Annotated in this window: 13 protein-coding genes; 10 read left to right on the top strand and 3 right to left on the bottom strand. The window is 60.3% G+C overall.

Annotated elements, in window-relative coordinates; translation table 11 throughout:
• Positions 1–352 precede the first annotated feature (352 nt).
• From MWU49_RS11370 to MWU49_RS11350, 5 genes are all read left to right on the top strand, one after another.
• Positions 353–1,420: an efflux RND transporter periplasmic adaptor subunit gene (locus MWU49_RS11370; protein WP_246972257.1), complete on the top strand. Its 1,068-nt coding sequence runs from the start codon at positions 353–355 to the stop codon at positions 1,418–1,420.
• 3 nt (positions 1,421–1,423) lie between these two features.
• A complete protein-coding gene (locus MWU49_RS11365; RefSeq protein ID WP_246972255.1) occupies positions 1,424–4,492 on the top strand; it encodes an efflux RND transporter permease subunit in 3,069 nt (1,022 codons plus the stop codon).
• Positions 4,493–4,750: 258 nt separating this feature from the next.
• Positions 4,751–5,731: a calcium/sodium antiporter gene (locus MWU49_RS11360; RefSeq protein ID WP_246972253.1), complete on the top strand. Its 981-nt coding sequence runs from the start codon at positions 4,751–4,753 to the stop codon at positions 5,729–5,731.
• A gap of 16 nt (positions 5,732–5,747) precedes the next feature.
• Positions 5,748–6,854, top strand: coding sequence for an AI-2E family transporter (locus MWU49_RS11355; RefSeq protein ID WP_246972251.1), 1,107 nt, complete (start codon positions 5,748–5,750; stop codon positions 6,852–6,854).
• A gap of 2 nt (positions 6,855–6,856) precedes the next feature.
• Positions 6,857–7,597: a DUF4397 domain-containing protein gene (locus MWU49_RS11350; RefSeq protein WP_246972249.1), complete on the top strand. Its 741-nt coding sequence runs from the start codon at positions 6,857–6,859 to the stop codon at positions 7,595–7,597.
• Positions 7,598–7,726: 129 nt separating this feature from the next.
• Here the strand turns inward: MWU49_RS11350 and MWU49_RS11345 are convergent, their stop codons facing one another.
• Positions 7,727–8,677, bottom strand: coding sequence for a pirin family protein (locus tag MWU49_RS11345; protein ID WP_246972246.1), 951 nt, complete (start codon positions 8,675–8,677; stop codon positions 7,727–7,729).
• A gap of 266 nt (positions 8,678–8,943) precedes the next feature.
• Positions 8,944–11,730 carry an ankyrin repeat domain-containing protein gene (locus tag MWU49_RS11340; RefSeq protein ID WP_246972235.1) on the bottom strand — a complete coding sequence of 929 codons (2,787 nt, stop codon included), beginning with the start codon at positions 11,728–11,730 and terminating at the stop codon, positions 8,944–8,946.
• A gap of 247 nt (positions 11,731–11,977) precedes the next feature.
• Between MWU49_RS11340 and MWU49_RS11335 the strand changes: the two genes are divergently transcribed.
• The 5 genes from MWU49_RS11335 to MWU49_RS11315 all read left to right on the top strand — a co-directional run bounded on the left by MWU49_RS11335 (position 11,978) and on the right by MWU49_RS11315 (position 16,543).
• Positions 11,978–12,262 (top strand): pyrimidine/purine nucleoside phosphorylase, encoded by a 285-nt coding sequence (locus MWU49_RS11335; RefSeq protein ID WP_246972232.1) that lies wholly within the window; start codon positions 11,978–11,980, stop codon positions 12,260–12,262.
• Between the two features lie 26 nt (positions 12,263–12,288).
• A complete protein-coding gene (locus tag MWU49_RS11330) occupies positions 12,289–13,188 on the top strand; it encodes an alpha/beta hydrolase (protein WP_246972228.1) in 900 nt (299 codons plus the stop codon).
• A gap of 167 nt (positions 13,189–13,355) precedes the next feature.
• On the top strand, positions 13,356–14,444 hold the full coding sequence (locus MWU49_RS11325; RefSeq protein WP_246972225.1) for a patatin-like phospholipase family protein: 1,089 nt from the start codon (positions 13,356–13,358) through the stop codon (positions 14,442–14,444).
• A 267-nt stretch (positions 14,445–14,711) separates the two neighbouring features.
• Positions 14,712–16,004 carry an MATE family efflux transporter gene (locus MWU49_RS11320; RefSeq protein ID WP_246972917.1) on the top strand — a complete coding sequence of 431 codons (1,293 nt, stop codon included), beginning with the start codon at positions 14,712–14,714 and terminating at the stop codon, positions 16,002–16,004.
• 296 nt (positions 16,005–16,300) lie between these two features.
• Positions 16,301–16,543, top strand: coding sequence for a hypothetical protein (locus MWU49_RS11315; protein ID WP_246972223.1), 243 nt, complete (start codon positions 16,301–16,303; stop codon positions 16,541–16,543).
• 235 nt (positions 16,544–16,778) lie between these two features.
• Here MWU49_RS11315 and MWU49_RS11310 read toward each other — a convergent pair whose 3' ends face one another.
• Positions 16,779–17,747, bottom strand: a complete 969-nt coding sequence (locus MWU49_RS11310; protein ID WP_246972220.1) for a sterol desaturase family protein — start codon at positions 17,745–17,747, stop codon at positions 16,779–16,781.
• Positions 17,748–17,832 lie beyond the last annotated feature (85 nt).

Here is a 17,832-nt window from a genome sequence, read left to right as displayed (position 1 = left end):
CTCTGCGGCTGCTTCATACTTCGCAGCAACAAACCCCTTTGAGCTTGTCTGACGGGGAGATTCGGTCTGTTGAAGACAGGCCTGCCGCCGGTCATCTGCTCAGGAGCCGGTGGGCGCTTGCCATGTGCTTGCCGGAGGCGGTCCAGGGTAACGGCGGTGTTATGTCGGTAACGGCATGTCACCGGTTGGTGCCATTTGCGACCTTTCCGGTGTATGTTTGGACGAGTGTCCCGAGTAAACAAAGACATCCGCGTTATTGCGGGCGACAATGAGGCCTTTGTGGAACGTTTTCACTCGTGGTTTGCGAGTGGCGTTTCAGTATCCGGTTGCGTATTCAGTTTGGGAGAGCGAGATGCAACGTATCTGGGCAGTGCTTGGCCTGTCGTTGGCATTATGGGGCTGTGGTGATTCGCCGCAGAAAGAGGCGCCGCTGGCGCAGCCGGTGAAACTCTTCACCGTGGACAGTATGGCGGAAGGGCGCCTGCGCCATTACCCGGGCAAGGTGGTGGCTACCGAGGGGTCGGAGCTGGCGTTCCGGGTGTCCGGACAACTGGAACAATTGCCGGTGCGTGCCGGTGAAGAAGTGAAGAAGGGGCAGTTGCTGGCGGCACTGGATCCGGCCGATTTTCGCAACCAGCTGGCCGATCGCCAGGCCCAGTATGATCTGGCCAACAGCCAGTACCTGCGCAGTATCAGCCTGCATGAACGCGGGGTGATTTCCGAATCCCAGTTTGACGAGCTGAAGGCCAAGCGGAGGCAGGCCCAGGCGGCGCTCAGTCTGGCCCGGGACAACGTCAACTACACCCGCCTAAAGGCGCCTTATACCGGCACCGTGGCGCGCACCTATGTGGAAAACTACCAGTTTGTGCAGGCCAAGGAGCCGATTCTTTATCTGCAGGGCAACAAGGATATTGATATCGAGTTCGCGGTCTCGGAACGCTTCTTTACCAACCTGCGTGAAGACGGCGACGACTATCAACCGGAGCTGCGTTTCGAAGGGGCGCCGGACAGGGTGTTCAAGGCCCGCTACAAGGAGCATGAGGCCAGTGCGGATGATCGCACCCAGACCTACATCATTACCCTGACCATGCCCAACCCGGAGGGCATTTTTGTGCTGCCGGGGATGAGCGTGGATGTGGCGATCGACCTGAGCCAGATCATGCGCAAGGCCAGCTCTTTTCCGCAGGTACCCGTGGAGGCCGTGTTCAACAAGGACGATGACGAGGGGGCCTGGGTATGGCGTTTTCAGCCGGAGGACAGCACCGTCACGGCGGTGCAGGTCAGCATCGGCCAGGTGATCGGTGACGGGGTGGAAATCACCGCGGGCCTGGATGCCGGTGATCGCATTGTCAGTGCCGGGGTGCACCACCTGAAGGAAGGCCAACAGGTCCGCGAGATGGTCAAAGAGCGAGGCCTGTAAGCCATGAATATTGCGGAATACAGCATTCGCCACAAGGTGGTGAGCTGGCTGCTGACGCTGGTATTGCTGGTGGGCGGGGCGGTGAGCTTTACCCGTCTGGGGCAGCTGGAAGATCCCGAGTTCACCCTCAAGATTGCCATGGTCATCAGCCAGTACCCGGGGGCCTCGCCGCGGCAGGTGGAAGAGGAAGTGACCCTGCCGGTGGAAGAGGCGATCCAGAGCCTGCCCTATGTGAAAACTGTGACCTCCATTTCCAGCAGTGGCCTGTCCCAGGTGCAGGTGGAAATGAAGCCGGAGTACCGGGCCAGCCAGCTCAAACAGATCTGGGATGAGCTGCGCCACAAGATGACGGACTTGCAGGAGCAGTTGCCGCCGGGGGCTGGCACCATCCAGGTGATTGATGACTTCGGTGATGTCTACGGCATCCTTCTGGCCATCACCGGCGATGGTTACAGCTACGAAGACATGCAGGATTACGCGGATTTCCTGCGTCGTGAACTGGTGCTGGTTAAAGGCGTCGGCAAGGTGGTGGTGAGTGGCCAGCGTCAGGAACAGGTGCTGGTGGAAATTTCCCGCACCCGGCTGGCGTCCCTGGGCATCAGTCCGGAACGGATCTTTTCCCTGCTGCAGACCCAGAACACGGTGAACCCGGCAGGCAAGGTGCGCGTGGGTGATGAATACATCCGCATCTATCCCACCGGTGAATTTCCCACCGTGCAGGCCATGGGCAACCTGTTGATTTCCGATCCCGGTGCTGACGAGCTGGTCTACCTGCGTGACGTGGCCAGCATCGAACGCGGCTATGCGGAAATCCCGGCGCACCTTTACCGCTTCAATGGTGGGCCGGCGCTCACCCTGGGGGTGTCGTTTGCTTCCGGGGTGAATGTGGTGGATGTGGGGGCGCTGGTGGATCGGCGTCTGGATGAACTGGAATACCAGCGCCCGGTGGGCATGCAGCTGGCTACGGTCTACAACCAGCCCAACGAGGTGGACAACTCGGTCAGTGCCTTCATGCTCAACCTGGGTGAAGCCATTGCCATCGTGATTGCCGTGCTGCTGGTGTTCATGGGGGTGCGCTCCGGGGTGCTGATGGGGGGCGTGTTGCTGCTCACCATTCTCGGCACCTTCATCCTGATGAAGGTGATGGCCATCGACCTGCAGCGTATTTCCCTGGGGGCGTTGATCATCGCCCTGGGGATGCTGGTCGACAATGCCATCGTGGTGACCGAGGGCATCCTTGTCGGCATGAAGCGCGGCCTTTCCAAACTGGAAGCCGCGGCGGAGATTGTCCGTCAGACCGTGTGGCCGCTATTGGGAGCCACCGTGATTGCCATCATGGCCTTTGCGCCGATTGGCCTCTCCGATGATGCCACCGGGGAATACACCAACAGCCTGTTCTGGGTATTGCTCATCTCATTGCTGCTGAGCTGGATCACCGCCATTACTCTGGTGCCGTTCTTTGCCGACCTGTTCTTCAGCGACAAGGATGTCGGAGGCAGTGATGGTGAGGGGGATGACCCCTACAAGGGGCGTATTTTTGTGCTCTATCGAAAGATGCTGGATCGGGCCATTCATCACCGGGTGCTGACATTGTCGGCGATGGCGGTGTTGATGGTGTTGGCACTGCTGGGCTTCGGTTTCGTCAAGCAGGCCTTCTTTCCCCCGTCCAATACGCCCATGTACCTGGTGGACTACTGGCTGCCCCAGGGCAGTGATATTCGCGCTACCCGGGAATCGGTGGCTCGACTGGAAGCATCCCTGCTGGAGATGGATAGCGTGACGCAGGTGACCACCACGATTGGCCGGGGAGCGGACCGCTTCATGCTGCCCTACGCGCCGGAAAAGAGTTATCCCAGCTACGCTCAGCTGATTGTGGAAGTGGCGGATCGAGAGCAGATCAATGGGGCCCTGGCCGAGACGCGTACCCTGATTGGTGAGCAGCACCTGCAGGCGTTTGCGAAGGTGAAACGGCTGATGATCGGGCCCAGCCCGGCGGCGTCCATCGAGGCCCGCTTCAGTGGTCCTGATCCCGCAGTGTTGCGCGAATTGGGGCTCCAGGCGCAGGCGATCATGGAGGCCGACGGCGCGCTGGAAAGTATCCGTCATGACTGGCGCCAACAGGAAAAGGTGATCCGCCCCCAGTTTCAGGAAGCCCAGGCACGCCGTGCCGGCATTAGTCGTGAGGATCTCGATAACACACTGGCGCTGAATTTCAGTGGGCTGACCGTTGGCCTGTACCGGGACGGCAGCAAGCTGTTGCCGATCGTGGCTCGCCCGCCGGCGGAAGAACGTCTCAGCGCCAATAACCTTAACGATGTGCAGGTGTGGTCGCCGGTGTATGCCACCTTCATTCCCATTAGCCAGGTGGTGTCGGACTTTTCCACGGAATGGGAAAACGCGCTGATCATGCGCCGGGACCGCAAGCGGACCCTCACCGTGCAGGCGGAACCGGATGTGCTGGGTGATGAAACCGCCGACCATGTCCTGCGTCGCATCCGCCCGCAGATTGAGGCGCTGGATCTGCCGCCCGGCTATGCCCTCACTTGGGGCGGTGAATACGAGGCATCGCGGGATGCCCAGGCGGCTGTGTTCGGCAGTCTGCCATTGGGGTACCTGTTCATGTTCATCATCACCATGCTGCTGTTCGATTCCCTGCGCCAGCCGCTGGTGATCTGGGCCACGGTGCCGCTGGCCATCATCGGTGTCACCCTGGGGCTGTTGCTGTTGAATGCTCCCTTTGGCTTCATGGCGCTACTGGGCTTCCTGAGTTTGTCGGGGATGCTGGTGAAGAATGGCATCGTGCTGGTGGAACAGATCAAGCTGGAAATGGCCGAGCGGGAGCCACTGGATGCCGTTGTGCATGCGTCGGTGTCGCGGGTGCGGCCGGTCTGTATGGCGGCGATCACCACGGTACTGGGGATGGTGCCCTTGCTGTTCGATGCCTTCTTTGAATCCATGGCGGTGGTGATCATGTTTGGCCTTGGCTTCGCCACGATTCTGACGCTGGTGGTGGTGCCGGTGCTGTACACCCTGGCGTACGGGATCAAGGCGCGTCAGGGAGTGGCGGTTTAGGGGCTTTTAAAGTAGCGAGTTGCGAAGATCAAGATCATGCCAGGGATTTGCCCGCCGCCTGCACAGGCTTATCGTTCTGATTTTGTTTTTCGAAACTCGCAACTCGTACCTCGTGAAACCTCCTTCATCCGCCCCTCCCCGGTTCCTGCTCGCCTTGTAGCTTGCAGCTCGAGGCTTGTAGCTGATGCTTATGCCTCCCCTCTCTGCCACAATGTGCCCGCCTGACCCTGATTAGCCTGAAAGTCTTGAGGAGTACCGATGTTGCTGGCCATTGCCGCCGTGATTGGCGGGTTGATTCTGCTGGTGTGGAGTGCGGACAAGTTTGTGGATGGAGCCGCCGGCACCGCCGCCCATGCCGGCATGCCGCCACTGTTGATCGGTATGCTGATTGTCGGCTTCGGTACCTCCGCCCCGGAAATGGTGGTGTCGGCGCTGGCGGCGCTGGAGGGCAATCCGTCCCTGGCGCTGGGTAATGCCTATGGCTCCAACATCTCCAACATTGCCCTGATCCTGGGCGTGGTGGCGGTGATCAGCCCCATCGCGATCAATTCAGCGGTACTGCGCAAAGAGCTGCCGGTACTCACGCTGATTACACTGCTGTCCGGTTACCAGTTGCTGGATGGCCACATCTCCCGGCTGGATGCCTGGATCCTGATCGGGCTGCTGGCAGGCTTGATGGGCTGGTCAGTGTTTGCCGGCATGACAGGCAAGGGCGACGTGCTGGGCGGTGAAGTGGAAACCGAAATCGCCGAGCATCCATTGCCTCTCAAGATGGCGCTGTTCTGGCTGGTGGTGGGTCTGATCCTGTTGGTGGTCAGCTCCCGGGCGCTGGTCTGGGGGGCGGTTTTCATTGCCCAGTCCCTCGGTGTTAGTGACCTGATCATTGGCCTGACCATCGTCGCTATTGGCACCTCCCTTCCCGAGCTGGCCTCCAGCATCGCTGCGGTGCGCAAGAACGAGCACGATATCGCTTTTGGCAACGTGCTAGGCTCGAACCTGTTCAATACCCTGGGCGTGGTCGGTATTGCCGGTGCCATCAGTCCCATGGCGGTGGAGCAGGATGTGCTCTGGCGTGATTGGTCATTGATGACTGGCCTGACCCTGGTGCTGTTCGTGATGGGCTACGGCCTGTGGGGTCGCAAGGGGCAGGTAACCCGGGGCAATGGTATTGGCCTGCTGATTGTTTACGTGGCCTACATGGCTTATCTGGGCAGTACCGTGATCAAGGCAGCGGTGTGAGGGGAAGGAAAACCGTATGAATACAGGGAAGTCGGAAGTGCTGGAGCAGCGCGCCTTTTTGCTCGCCTTGATCGGTGTGAGCCTGGTCTTTGCGCTGCTGTTGCAGCCGTTCTGGGCGCCGGTGTTCTGGGCCTGCGCCATTAGTGTGATTTTCTATCCGTTTCAGAAGCGCCTGCTGGCGCGCTGGCCGGAGCGGCGCAATCTGGTTGCCCTGCTCACCCTGACCCTGTGTGTGGTGCTGGTGATCATCCCGGTGCTGTTTGTGGCTACCTCCTTCGTGACCGAAGGGGTGGGGCTGTTCCAGAAGGTGCAGAGCGGCGAGATCAACCTGGCCGACTACGTGGACAGGATCAAACATGCCTTCCCGGGCATCCAGTCCCTGGCGGAACGTTTTGATATTGATCTCGACCGGGTCAAGTCCCAGGCGGTACAGGCCTTTACCGGAGCTGGTCAGTTCCTGGCCAAGCGGGCGCTGGCGGTGGGGCAGAACACCTTCCAGTTTTTCCTCAATCTGGGCCTGATGTTGTACCTGGCATTCTTCCTGATCCGCGATGGTGACAGCATGATCGCCATGCTGATCCGCGCCCTGCCGCTGGGTGATGAGCGCGAAAAGCTGCTGTTTGCCAAGTTTGCCGAAGTCACCCGTGCCACCATCAAGGGCAACCTGCTGGTGGCGATCACCCAGGGTGCCCTGGGTGGTCTGATCTTCTGGATCCTGGATATCCCCGGCGCCATGCTGTGGGGCGTGGTGATGGCGGTGCTGTCGCTGATTCCGGCGGTAGGAGCTGGCCTGATCTGGTTGCCGGTGGCGGTTTATCTGTATGCCGTGGGTGATATGGTAGAAGCGACGGTACTGTTGCTTTACGGCATATTCATTATTGGTCTGGTAGATAATATTCTGCGGCCCATTCTGGTTGGCCGCGATACCAAGCTGCCGGATTACGTGGTGCTGTTTTCTACCCTGGGCGGCCTGGCCATGTTCGGCATCACCGGCTTTGCGCTGGGACCGTTGCTGGCGGCCCTGTTTGTGGCCTTCTGGGGCATCTTTATCCGTGAATTCAACGAGAGTGAACCCGCCGCGCTGCCTGAGCAGCCCGGCGAGGCCAGCTCCGGGAGTGACTAACCATGGTATTTCTGCGCATGGTCATGGCGGCGTCCATCGCCGGCCTGTCGGCCTTCGGTTGTGACGAAGACGAAGATCTGTTTTCTGCTGACAGCGCCCGGCTGTATTTCCATAACCAGATGACCCAGACCACTGGCGGCAGCAGCAGCGATGTCAGCGTGGACCTGTTTGTGGACAACCTGAGTTCGCCGCTGGCCAGCGATGTGGACTACACCGTGACTGGCAGTGTTGGCAGTGACAGTGTGGAGCTGGATGACGACAGCGAAAGTATTGCCTTTGATGTGCGCGGCGCCAGCTCCGGCAGCACCCTGATCAACGGGCCGGTGAACCGCACTCTGGTGGCCGGCAGCCGCTACACTGTGGTGCTGATGGGCGACACCACCCTGGGTAACCAGCGCCTTGGCACCTTCCGTTATCAGGACGTGGATGTGGCCAGTGGCCAGATCCGGGTGCGTTTTATCAATACCCTGTCCCGGCTGGCCGGTGATGAGCTTTCGGTCTCCCTGCCCGGCGGTGGCCAGCAGCTGGCTTCCAGTCTCGAGTATGGTGATGGCAGCAGCTACACCTCCCTTTCTACGGGCACTACCTTGCAGGTGGATGTGAACAACAGCACCCAGGGCGTGCTGATCGATACGGTCAGCTGCAGTGTCAGCAGCGGTCGCAGTTATGATGTGATCATTGCCTACACCCGCTTCGATAGCGCTGACGACCAGATTTCTATCTACTGCCAGCCTTATTCATAGTGACCAGCTACGAGCTACGAGTTTCAAGCTACAAGCTGCAAGGAAGGTCAAAATCTGAAACAGGGGCCTTGGTTCTGGCTCCTGTGGGAGCCTGCCTGCAGGCGAAAAGCGTCTGGCGTCCGGCGCCCATCACCCTTTCAATCGCACCTTCGGGTCCAGAGCGGGCGCCTTGAGCGGCTTGCCCTGATAGGCCGCCACATCCCCGAAACGGTCGTTGGGCCAGCGGTCCCAGTCGGCTACGGCCTGCTCCAGGCGGGACTGGTCGCGGCCGACAAAATTCCACCACAGCAGTACCGGTTGCTGCAGCGGTTCGCCGCCCAGCAGCATCACCCGGCTGCCCGGTTCCAGTGTCAGGGTCAGCTGTTCGCGGCCCTGTCCCAGATAGTAGAGCTCGCCTACATCCAGCATGCGCCCTTCCAGATTGGCGCTGCCTTCGTTGATGCACAGTCCCAGTTCAAAGCCGGCGGGAACCGGAAGAGTGAGTGTGCCACCATCAGGAGCCTCAATGTCAGCGCCTAACAGGGGAGAGAACACCTTTGCCGGTGACTGTTTGCCAGCCAGTTCGCCCACCACCAGGGTGAGGTGGATGCCGTCCTGCTTCCAACGAGGCAAGTCAGTGTGGTGGGCAAAGGCGGGGGGAATGTCTTCGTACTCGCCGGGCAGGGCAATCCAGAATTGCAGGCCATGCATGGGGCCACTGAACCCCGGCGGACTTTCCTCGGAATGACAGATGCCATGGCCGGCGGTCATCAGGTTGAGCTGGCCGGGTTTGATGACCTGCTCGTAACCCAGGCTGTCCTTGTGCAGCAGGGCGCCCTCGAATAACCAGGTCACTGTCTGCAGGCCGGTATGGGGGTGGGTGCCCACATCCACGGCATTCTCTTCGCTGAGCGAGGTGGGGCCGATGTGATCGAGGAAGCACCAGGGGCCGATCAAACGTTGATCGCGGCTGGGCAGGTGGCGAATGATCGGCAGACCACTGCCAAGAATGCTCTTGCGCGAGGCGACCGCCTTCAGACAAGACGCGCCGGCCTGGTTGGGGCATTCCACCAGTTCGCCGTTATCGTTGAGGTTGCTCATGACCTGCTCCGTGGCATGGGGGTTTACCGAGTATGCGATGGCGGGGACTGGGTGAGAAGGGGGACGCAACGTTGCGAGAAGCGAGTTTCGAGTTGCGAAGATCAAAAAACTTTCGCGTGTCCCGGTTTTGCCTTTCGAAACTCGCTTCTCGTCACTCGCAACTACTCCCGTTCGCCAGGCAGTATGGGGCCTGCTGGAAAGCGACTCGGCCTGACGGTGCGGAAAACAGAAAACGGGCCTGTGGGCCCGTTTCTTTTTTCCGGTGATTACTGCACTGAGTAGGTAAAGCTGGTGATGCTGCCTTTCTTGAGCAAGGTCTTGGCATCGTCCTCTTCGAAGCACTGGGTCTTCTGCTTGCCACTGAAGCCGCAGATGAACTCGTTCCAGTTGGGGCTGCCGGCGGTGCCGGAGTAGCTTTCCTGGCCCGCCTTGGGCACCACCGGATCCACTTTCACGTAGCCATGGGCGCCGCCGTTCTGGATCTTCAGCCAGATGGCGAAGGACGAATCCAGGCAGTCTTCCGGGGTGCCATTGGCCGCCTGCCACTTGTAGTCGCCACGCACGATCGGCTCGCCAAAAAACGCGCCTACGTCATAGGCCACGGTAATGGAGGCCAGGGTGCATTCGCCGATGGTGACGTTGCGCTGCTTGAGCGTGCCTTTACAGCTGGGGCAGTTGAGCTTGTCGCTGGCTTGCATGTTGCCACGCTGGATGCTGGCCTGGCGGGCGCTGGGCTCGCGGCGGGGCGCGCTGGCCGCGGCCGCAGGTTCATTGCGGTAGGCCACCTGTACCGGCGCGGCGGCCTGGCTGGCGCGGGCGGCTTGCAGGCGCGCACGCTCGGCCTGTTGCTGTTCACGCAGTTGCTGCTGGCGGGCCTGCTGCGCCGCCATGGCCTGTTGCTGGCGCACCAGCTCCTGCTGACGACGGCGTTGTTCCTCGTTGGCAGCCTTTTGCTGGGCTTCCAGCTGACGGCGTTGTTCCTGCTGAAGCTTGCGCTGTTGGGCTTGCTCCCGGGCCAGTTGCTGCTTGAGGCGGGCAGTTTCCTTTTCCGCTTCAATGGAGGCGCTGAACACTTCCTTGACCAGCGGATCGCGGATTTCGAAGTTGCCGCGGGCATATTGTTGCTGCATCTGCGCCAGGTTGTTGCCTTGTCCGTTCTCTACCCAGATGTCTTTTACGGTGGCGCTCATGATGTCGGCTGTGGCATAGGAGGGAATGTCCGCGGAGCTGGCCAGGCCAGCGATGGCGGCGGTGGCGAACACCTTGCCGAAGGTGTCTCCACTACTCTGTTTGGGGGCCGTGTAGTTGTTGATCCTGCCGCCATAGCTGCCCAGCACCTGAGGGGTTTTCTCGTAACCCTTGCGCATGGCGAGATCCATGGGGGTGTCGCCATCGGTATCGCGGGCGTTGGCGTTGGCGCCGTACTTGAGCAGGTTTTCCAGGACTTCGTAATTGCCTTCCTGGGCGGCCTTGTGCACCGGAGTCCATTGATAGCGGCCAGCACCCAGTTCCGGGTTGGCACCGGCGGCCATCAGCATGGTGACCACATCCGGGTGATTGCTGCCGGCGGCATAGTACAGCGCGCTGTAGCCGTCGGAAGTGGTGGCATTAATTTCCGCTTGCGCACCGATCAAGGCCAGAATCGCATCCTTCTGACCATTATCGGCAGCCGTCATCAATGAGGTGAAGCCGCCTTTTCCGCTCCTGCTGTTGAGGTCGGCGCCAGCGGCGGCAAGACGCTTGATGATCTCTGGCTGATTCTTGTAGGCCGCCTGATAAATAATGGCGAAGCCATTGGCACTGTACTGGTTGGGGTCAGCGCCGGCGGCAAGCAGTGCGTCCAGCATGGCTACATTGCCGCTCTCGGCGGGATACATCAATGCCGGGTCGAACTGGGCTGTCGCCAGCGGTGAGGGGCTGGCACCTGCTGCCAACAACAGGTTCAGGACGTCCAGGTTGTTGGCCTTGGCGGCAGCGGCCACGTTGGGAAATTCCAGTGCCCCATCGGGAGCAATGCCGCTGGCGAGCAGGGCGGCGACAAGGGCGGTATCAACCTGTGAGCTGGTGATTGCGGAATGCAGTGCGCTATCGGTGACGGTGGCACCCTGTTCCAGCAGCAGCATGACGGCATCCCGGTTGCTTTCGGATACGGCCCATTCGAGCAGCGTCTTGCTGGAATGCATATGTTGGGTAGCGTCGGCATCGGCGCCCGCGTCCAGCAGGCGGGCCGCCAGCGCACGCTGGTTGAGTTTGAGTGCGTAGAAGAGCGCAGGCGTGCCGATGTTGGTCGTCGTGGATGGGTTGGCGCCGCGCTTCAGGAGTTCATCGGCCAGTGAGGTGTTGCCTTGCGTGACCGCGTTCATCAGTACGGTGCTGCCCGCAAAGGTTCGCTCCAGATCCGCCCCATGGTCGAGCAGTAATTCCATCATGGCCTGATTCTGTTTGTTGAAGGCCACATGAATCGGGGCGACACCGGATTCATCGACCACCAGATCCGGGTTGGCGCCGGCATCCAGCAGCAGGGTGGCCAGGGCCAGGTTGTCGCTGTTGAGACTGGTGATCAGCGGCGTGAGGGTGCTCTCGCCGGCATGATCGGGGTCGGCTCCCTTGTTGAGCAGCAGGGCGGCCAGCTCACCGTTGCCGGCATCCACGGCCAGGGTCAGCGGGGTATTGTCCTTGCGGTCGGCCAGGTTCACATCGGCACCGCGCTCCAGCAACAGTGTCAGCATAGCGGCGTTTTCCGTCTCCACCGCAGTCATCAGTGCGGTGCGCTTGCTGAAGCCATTGCTGGCATTGATGTCAGCACCGTTATCCAGCAGGAAGGTAACGATATTGGTCTGATCGCCCTCCACGGCCCGGTACAGGGCGGTGGTCATCTTCAGATCCTTGCCGTGGATATTCTTGCCTTCGTTATGAAGCTGCTGAAGGGTCGCCAGATCCCCCTGGCTGGCGGCACTGACGGCTTTCATGTTGCTGCAGCCGGTGGAACCCAGCGCAAGGGCGAGGGTGCCCGCCAGCATCAGAGGCCGGAGGCGGTGGTATTGTGTTGTCATGATGTCGATCCCGAATAATCCCAGTACCGGGTGATTTTGCTTGTGTGGGGAGTTTTTGGCCTCCCCCAAATGGGGTATGCCGTTACATTAATGTTGCGGTTCCGGTGGTTTTTTGACGGAGCGAGGGGGTTGCGTGCCGCGTGTTGCATGAGGCGTGGTGCGGCCGCAGAGCGGCCAAAAAAAAGAGCGTCCGGGCACGGCTTTTGGCATACTCGCGCCTCCAATTTGTTCCTGCGGAGACCCGACCATGTTCAAGGTCAATGAATACTTCGATGCCAAGGTGGCATCCATCGCGTTCCAAACCGAAACCAAGCCGGCCACCGTGGGTGTGATGGCGCCGGGCGACTATGAGTTCGGTACCAGCGAGCACGAGACCATGACTGTGGTGAGCGGCGCCCTGATCATCAAGCTGCCGGGTGCCACCGACTGGCAGACCTTTGCCGCCGGTGAGTCCTTCGAAGTGGAAGCCAACAGCAAATTTCAGGTTAAGGTGGAAGTCGATACCGCTTACCTGTGCCTGTACGGCGAGTAAAACCACAGACATAACAAGGGGGCAGGATGCCGTTCTTTCCGGCCAGGGATGGCCAGTCATTACATGTCAGGACTATCGGGCGCGGTCAGCCCGTTCTGATGCTGCACGGCCTGGGCATGCAGGGCCGTGACTGGCTCCCCTTTGTGCTGCCCTTCGCCCGACAATTCCAGTTCTTCCTGCCCGACCTGCGCGGTGCGGGCCAATCCGGCAAGGTCCGTTTCAATCAGGCGGATGTGTTCCATAACCATATGGAAGACATGGAAGATCTGGTGCACTACTTCGGGCTACAAGACTGCTATCTGGTGGGGTATTCCCTCGGCGGGACGACCAGCCTGCACTGGCAGGCGCACGGGGACTTTTCTCCGATCAGTCGTTATCTGCATGTGGATCAGTCGCCCTGTATTCATAATGGCGATGACTGGGCCCATGGTCTTTTTGGTGCCAGGCAGGAGCACTTCTTCAGTCAGCTGCGCGATCTATTGTTGTTGCTGGATGGCGCGCCGGACCATGGCGAGGTGGCCAATCTGGCGGTAGGTTTGCGCGAAAAAGTGCTGCAGGGGTTGGTGGATATCTTTGCCCAGATTTCCGGTAACCCTCGACTGAAAACGGTCTTCGCAGCCAGCTCCCGCTGGGCGGGCATGTGGGCCAGACTGTTGCCTGTGACCAACGTGGCCGATCTGCGTGCCTATCTCAATGCCTACCTGAACGGTGCCCATGATTACCGGGACAGTGCCCGGGATTTTCCGGTGCCGGCCACGGTGCTCACCGGCGAGCTATCACCGCTCTATCCTGCCGAGGGACAGGCGCAATTCGCCCGCCTGGCCGGTGCCGAGCATGTGGTGCTGCCTCGCTCCGGTCATGTGCCACTGATGAGCCAGCCAGTGGAATTTACCCGCGCTCTGGGCCGTTTCCTGAAAGCGGCGTGAGCGGGACGCCTGTTTGTCTTTACCGTCAGGCCTCCTGCGTCGAGCGTCTGGCGGTCCGCCCAGGCTACATTCAGTCGTTATACGCCGGATAATCGACGCCTCTGCCTTTTGAAATCACCTGCCCAGTCGTTACCATCCCTGTCCTGACTGATTAGTGGGAGAGCAGGGTGGTTGCCATTCATACCTCTGCGCCGGCGTTGACCCTTCGTGCAGGCCGGGACGCCATTGCGCATTTGCGTGAGCACGGGCTGCAGCCTGAGCATGTGGATATCATCCCCGGTGCGGCTGGCGGACCGAAGGCGCTGGGCATCATCGGCCTTGATCGTGCCATATTCGGTGACTTCCTGCCCCGTGCCCCGCGCCCCCGTACCCTGATCGGTGCCTCTATCGGCAGTTGGCGCTTTGCCGCCATCACCCGGTCAGCGGATCCGGTGGCGGGTCTGCACAAGCTGGCAGAGATCTATACCCGTCAGCGTTATGACGGTAGCGAAAGCCCGGCGCAGATTTCCGACCAGTGTGCCCTGATGCTCTCCGAACTGATTGGCGACGGTGATGCCCATATTCTCGGCCATTCTGATTACCGTCTCGCCATCGTGGTGGTGCGTAGCCGGGGCCTGATGGCGCGGGAGGATAGCTGGGGGCTGGGTGCGGGCCTGGCGGCCCTGATCGGTTCCAATCTGTTCAGTCGCCAGGCCTCTGGCCTGTTCATGGAACGAGGGTTGGTCTATTCCGCAGACCATGCACTGCCGTTGCATGAGCTCAACGATTTCACCACCCACCATATCCCGCTGGACGCCAGCAACCTGCGCTCTGCCTTGCTGGCCAGTGCTGCGATTCCCATGGTGCTGGCGGGGGTCACTGATCTTGCCGGCGCGCCGCAGGGGGTATACCGCGACGGCGGCCTGCTCGATTACCATCTGGATCTGCCCTACCGCAGTGAAGGCATTGTGCTGTATCCGCACTTCACCGACCGGGTGATTCCTGGCTGGTTCGACAAGCCTCTGCGCTGGCGCAACGGAGACCCACAAAAACTCAGCCGCACCCTGCTGGTGTCCCCCTCCACCGAGTTCCTGCAGGCCCTGCCCAACGGCAAACTCCCCGACCGCCGTGATTTCAAACAATTCCTCAACGACGACACCGCCCGCGAAGCCAGCTGGCGCAAAGCCATGGCAGAGAGTGAGCGGCTGGGGGATGAGTTTCTGGAGTTGGTGGAAACGGGGAGGTGGGAAGAAAGGCTGAAGCCAGTGAACAGTTAACAGTGAATAGTGAACAGTTGCGCGATCAAAGTTGGCGCCGAATTTGAGACTGGCCGCCCGCGCCCAACCGTGAAGCGCGGCCTCAAAGATTGAAACCCCGACAACCCAATCTCGCGCGCTGTTCACTATTCACTGTTAACTGTTCACTAAACGCCTGCTAGTCTCCCCAAACCCCGACCCCAACCCCAAAGGCCTCCCGTGCAGCAAACCGACACCCGTCCCTCTAACCTGTCCCTGGCCTGGCAGCTGTGGCAGCAGACCTGGCCCATGGCATTGGGGGTGATGGCATTGCTCGGGTTTCACCTGGTGGACAGCGTCTTTGTGGCGCGGCTGGGGACGCTGCCGCTGGCGGCCCAGTCGTTCACCTTTCCGCTGGCCTTTCTCGTCATTGGTGTGCAGGTGGGGATCGGCATTGCCATTGCCGCCCTGATCTCCCGAGCGATTGGTGCGGGGCAGATTGATGATGCCAATCGCCTGGGCGCGCTGGTGCTGACCGGTGGTGGTGCCTTGCTCGGCGTATTGGTGCTGCTGCTCTGGCTGGTTCAGGGGCCGATATTTTCACTGCTGGGTGCCTCGGAGCAGGTGCAGGCAATCATTCGCCCCTATTGGGCGCTGCAGCTGCCGGCTATCTGGATGGGCGGGGTGGTCTATCTGGGCTACAGCCTGTTCCGTGCCCACGGTAATACCCGTTTTCCGGGGCTGATGATGGTGCTGACCAGTCTGCTCAACCTGATTCTCGATCCGCTGCTGATTTTTGGTATTGGCGACTGGCAGGGATTTGGTCTGCCCGGGGCGGCTTTGGCGACGCTGCTGGCGTTCGTCATCGGGGCGTTGCTGCTGGTCTGGGCCCTGCGCGGCAAGGGCTGGGTGCAACGTCACGGCATGCTGGAGCAGGTGAAGGTATCGGGGCTGCCTTTCCTGCACATCGCCGGCCCGGCCATGATCAGCCAGTTGATGCCGCCTTTGGCGGCCATGCTGGCCACTGCCCTGGTGGCGCGCAGTGGTGAACAGGCGGTGGCCGCCTGGGGTATGGCCAGCCGGCTGGAGAGTTTCACCATTGTGCTGGTGCTGGGCATGACCATGGCCCTGCCGCCCTGGCTGGGACGCTGCTACGGACGCCGGGACTGGGACACGGTGCAGCAGCTGATGAAGGTGGGGGCGATCATGGTGATCGGCTGGCAAACCTTGCTGGGTCTGATGTTGGCGGTGCTGGCGGTGCCGCTGGCCAATCTGTTGGTGGAAACCGCACCGGTGCAGGGCTACCTGGCAGTGCTGATTCGCTGTATGCCGCCCAGCTTTGGTCTGCTTGGGGTGTGCATGCTGGTGGTCTCGGCGAGCAACGCTCTGGGCTGGCCCATGCGAGCCATGCTGTTGTCCTTCCTGAGGCTGTTTCTGTGTTACCTGCCGTTATTGTGGCTTGGCTTTCAGCTGGGAGGTTTCGGTGGGCTGGCGCTGGGAGCGGCGTTCGGCAACCTGATGGCCGGGGTGATGGCCTGGATGGGGTATCAGCAGGCGCTGTCTACGGTGGAAGTGGCGTCTGCCGGGGCTGTGGATTCGTGAAGCTGGTCACAATTTGGTCGATGTGACGCCTGTCACAGAACCGAGTTCCTTTAAATACAATAAGTTAGCGGAGATACTTAAAGTTAATTATAAAGTACTAGTACAGTCTAATACTATATGCTGTTTTTGCCCCTTATGCGCGTTTTTTTCTAGACATCCCCCTCTCTCTGCCTAGACTTCACAAACAGGCACTGCGCGGAACTGCGTAATGCCACATAAAAAGTCAACTGGTTCCGGATCAAAGGTCGCGGGCCGCAGACAAAAAACAAGTGAAGTCGGCAGAGTTGGGGCGGAATATGAAAAGCGCGAAATGGATTTTGGCCATCATGATCTGGGCGGTAGCAGCCATCGCAACGGCTGATGCGCAGACCACCGAAAGCGAAACCACCGAACTGCGCGGTTACCAGTCTGAACTGGAAGCCACCTGGAAGGACGCCGAGTCCTCCACCGACGCCAGCCTCGATACCCTCATGGACGGCATCGACCGCCTGACCAGCAACATCAAGCTGGAAGACCTGGTTGCCCAGGTACAGCGGTAAGCGCTCCGCGCTCGCATCACGCGGCACGCAACACGCAAAAGACAAAAAAGAAGGGAGCCGAATGGCTCCCTTCTTGCGTTTGGGGTTCTAGCCCTTGACAGCTTCACCACAGAGGGCACAGAGCTCACCGAGTAAAAGCGGCTTTCCCCTCAGTGGTCTCTGTGCTCTCTGTGGTTAATAAGGGTTTAAAGCGCGATGGTCTGGCACCCCACCGTCGTACGCGGCGACATTGCCCTCAGTCCTGAGGGGCCTGTTCGCGTTGTTGCGTGTTGCGTGATGCGTGCAGCGTCTCTCTTTCCCACTCCGGCGGCTTCCACAGGTGTTTCAGCCGCTGCAGCAGTGGCCCGCGTTTGCTCATATCCCGGAACATGTCCACATACTCGTGGCACCAGTTCACCAGCAGGCTGTTGCTGTACACCGGGCGGGTGATGCCGTATTCCACCGGTAGTTCGTCTTTCTCCTCCACGAAGGTGCCGAACATGCGGTCCCAGATCATGAAGACGCCGGCGTAATTCTTGTCGATGTATTCAGGGTTGCGGCCGTGGTGTACCCGGTGGTGGCTGGGCGTGTTGAACACATATTCGATGGCCGGATGCAGCTTGCCCACCAGGGTGGTGTGGATGAAGAACTGGTAGACCAATGAGAAGGCATAGGCCACGCCGATCCAGACCGGGTTGAACCCGAGTAGTGCCAGGGAGGCATAGAACAACCAGCCGCCGTTGAAGATGTTGGTGGCGTTCTGGCGCATGGCGGTGGAGAAGTTCATCCGCTCCGAAGAATGATGGGTCACGTGGGCGGCCCACAGCCAGCGCACCCGGTGCGAGCTGCGATGGAACCAGTAGTAGGCGAAGTCCAGCAGCACCCACAGCAGCAGGGCGGTGAACCAGCTCAGCTCAATGTCCATCAACCGGTGGTGATAGAAAAAGGCGTAGACCGGGAAGGCCAGAATACCGGCGAACAGCAGTTCGGTGGTCTGGTAGCCGGCGCCGAGCATGAAGTTGAGCACGGACTCGCGGCCGTCCACCAGTGCCGAGTCATGGCGGATCTTGCGGTACTCCCACAGGAACAGGCCGATAAAGATAGGCGTAGCAATGACAAAAATCAGCTGGCGCTCATCCAGCGCCAGCCAGGGGGCGACGGTGTCCCACAGGGGCGCCAGCCCGCTGTTGGCCCACACATCCTTGAACCAGGTTGTTATCGACATGATGTGATCTCGCAAGTCCGCATTGAGTCCATTGTGTCTCTCGTCATTCATAAAGTATTGACGATCCATGCCTTAATTTTGACAA

This window comes from Alcanivorax sp. S6407, from assembly GCF_023016115.1.
Lineage (GTDB): Bacteria > Pseudomonadota > Gammaproteobacteria > Pseudomonadales > Alcanivoracaceae > Alcanivorax.
This window is presented reverse-complemented; position numbering and strand designations above follow the sequence as displayed.

Excerpts from the sequence above, each read along its gene's own strand:
- MWU49_RS11345 (WP_246972246.1), bottom strand. The coding sequence starts at position 8,677 with ATGAGCAACCTCAACGATAACGGCGAACTGGTGGAATGCCCCAACCAG.
- MWU49_RS11370 (WP_246972257.1), top strand. The coding sequence starts at position 353 with ATGCAACGTATCTGGGCAGTGCTTGGCCTGTCGTTGGCATTATGGGGC.
- MWU49_RS11355 (WP_246972251.1), top strand. The coding sequence starts at position 5,748 with ATGAATACAGGGAAGTCGGAAGTGCTGGAGCAGCGCGCCTTTTTGCTC.
- MWU49_RS11320 (WP_246972917.1), top strand. The coding sequence starts at position 14,712 with ATGGCATTGGGGGTGATGGCATTGCTCGGGTTTCACCTGGTGGACAGC.
- MWU49_RS11350 (WP_246972249.1), top strand. The coding sequence starts at position 6,857 with ATGGTATTTCTGCGCATGGTCATGGCGGCGTCCATCGCCGGCCTGTCG.
- MWU49_RS11330 (WP_246972228.1), top strand. The coding sequence starts at position 12,289 with ATGCCGTTCTTTCCGGCCAGGGATGGCCAGTCATTACATGTCAGGACT.
- MWU49_RS11335 (WP_246972232.1), top strand. The coding sequence starts at position 11,978 with ATGTTCAAGGTCAATGAATACTTCGATGCCAAGGTGGCATCCATCGCG.
- MWU49_RS11340 (WP_246972235.1), bottom strand. The coding sequence starts at position 11,730 with ATGACAACACAATACCACCGCCTCCGGCCTCTGATGCTGGCGGGCACC.
- MWU49_RS11310 (WP_246972220.1), bottom strand. The coding sequence starts at position 17,747 with ATGTCGATAACAACCTGGTTCAAGGATGTGTGGGCCAACAGCGGGCTG.
- MWU49_RS11360 (WP_246972253.1), top strand. The coding sequence starts at position 4,751 with ATGTTGCTGGCCATTGCCGCCGTGATTGGCGGGTTGATTCTGCTGGTG.
- MWU49_RS11365 (WP_246972255.1), top strand. The coding sequence starts at position 1,424 with ATGAATATTGCGGAATACAGCATTCGCCACAAGGTGGTGAGCTGGCTG.
- MWU49_RS11315 (WP_246972223.1), top strand. The coding sequence starts at position 16,301 with ATGAAAAGCGCGAAATGGATTTTGGCCATCATGATCTGGGCGGTAGCA.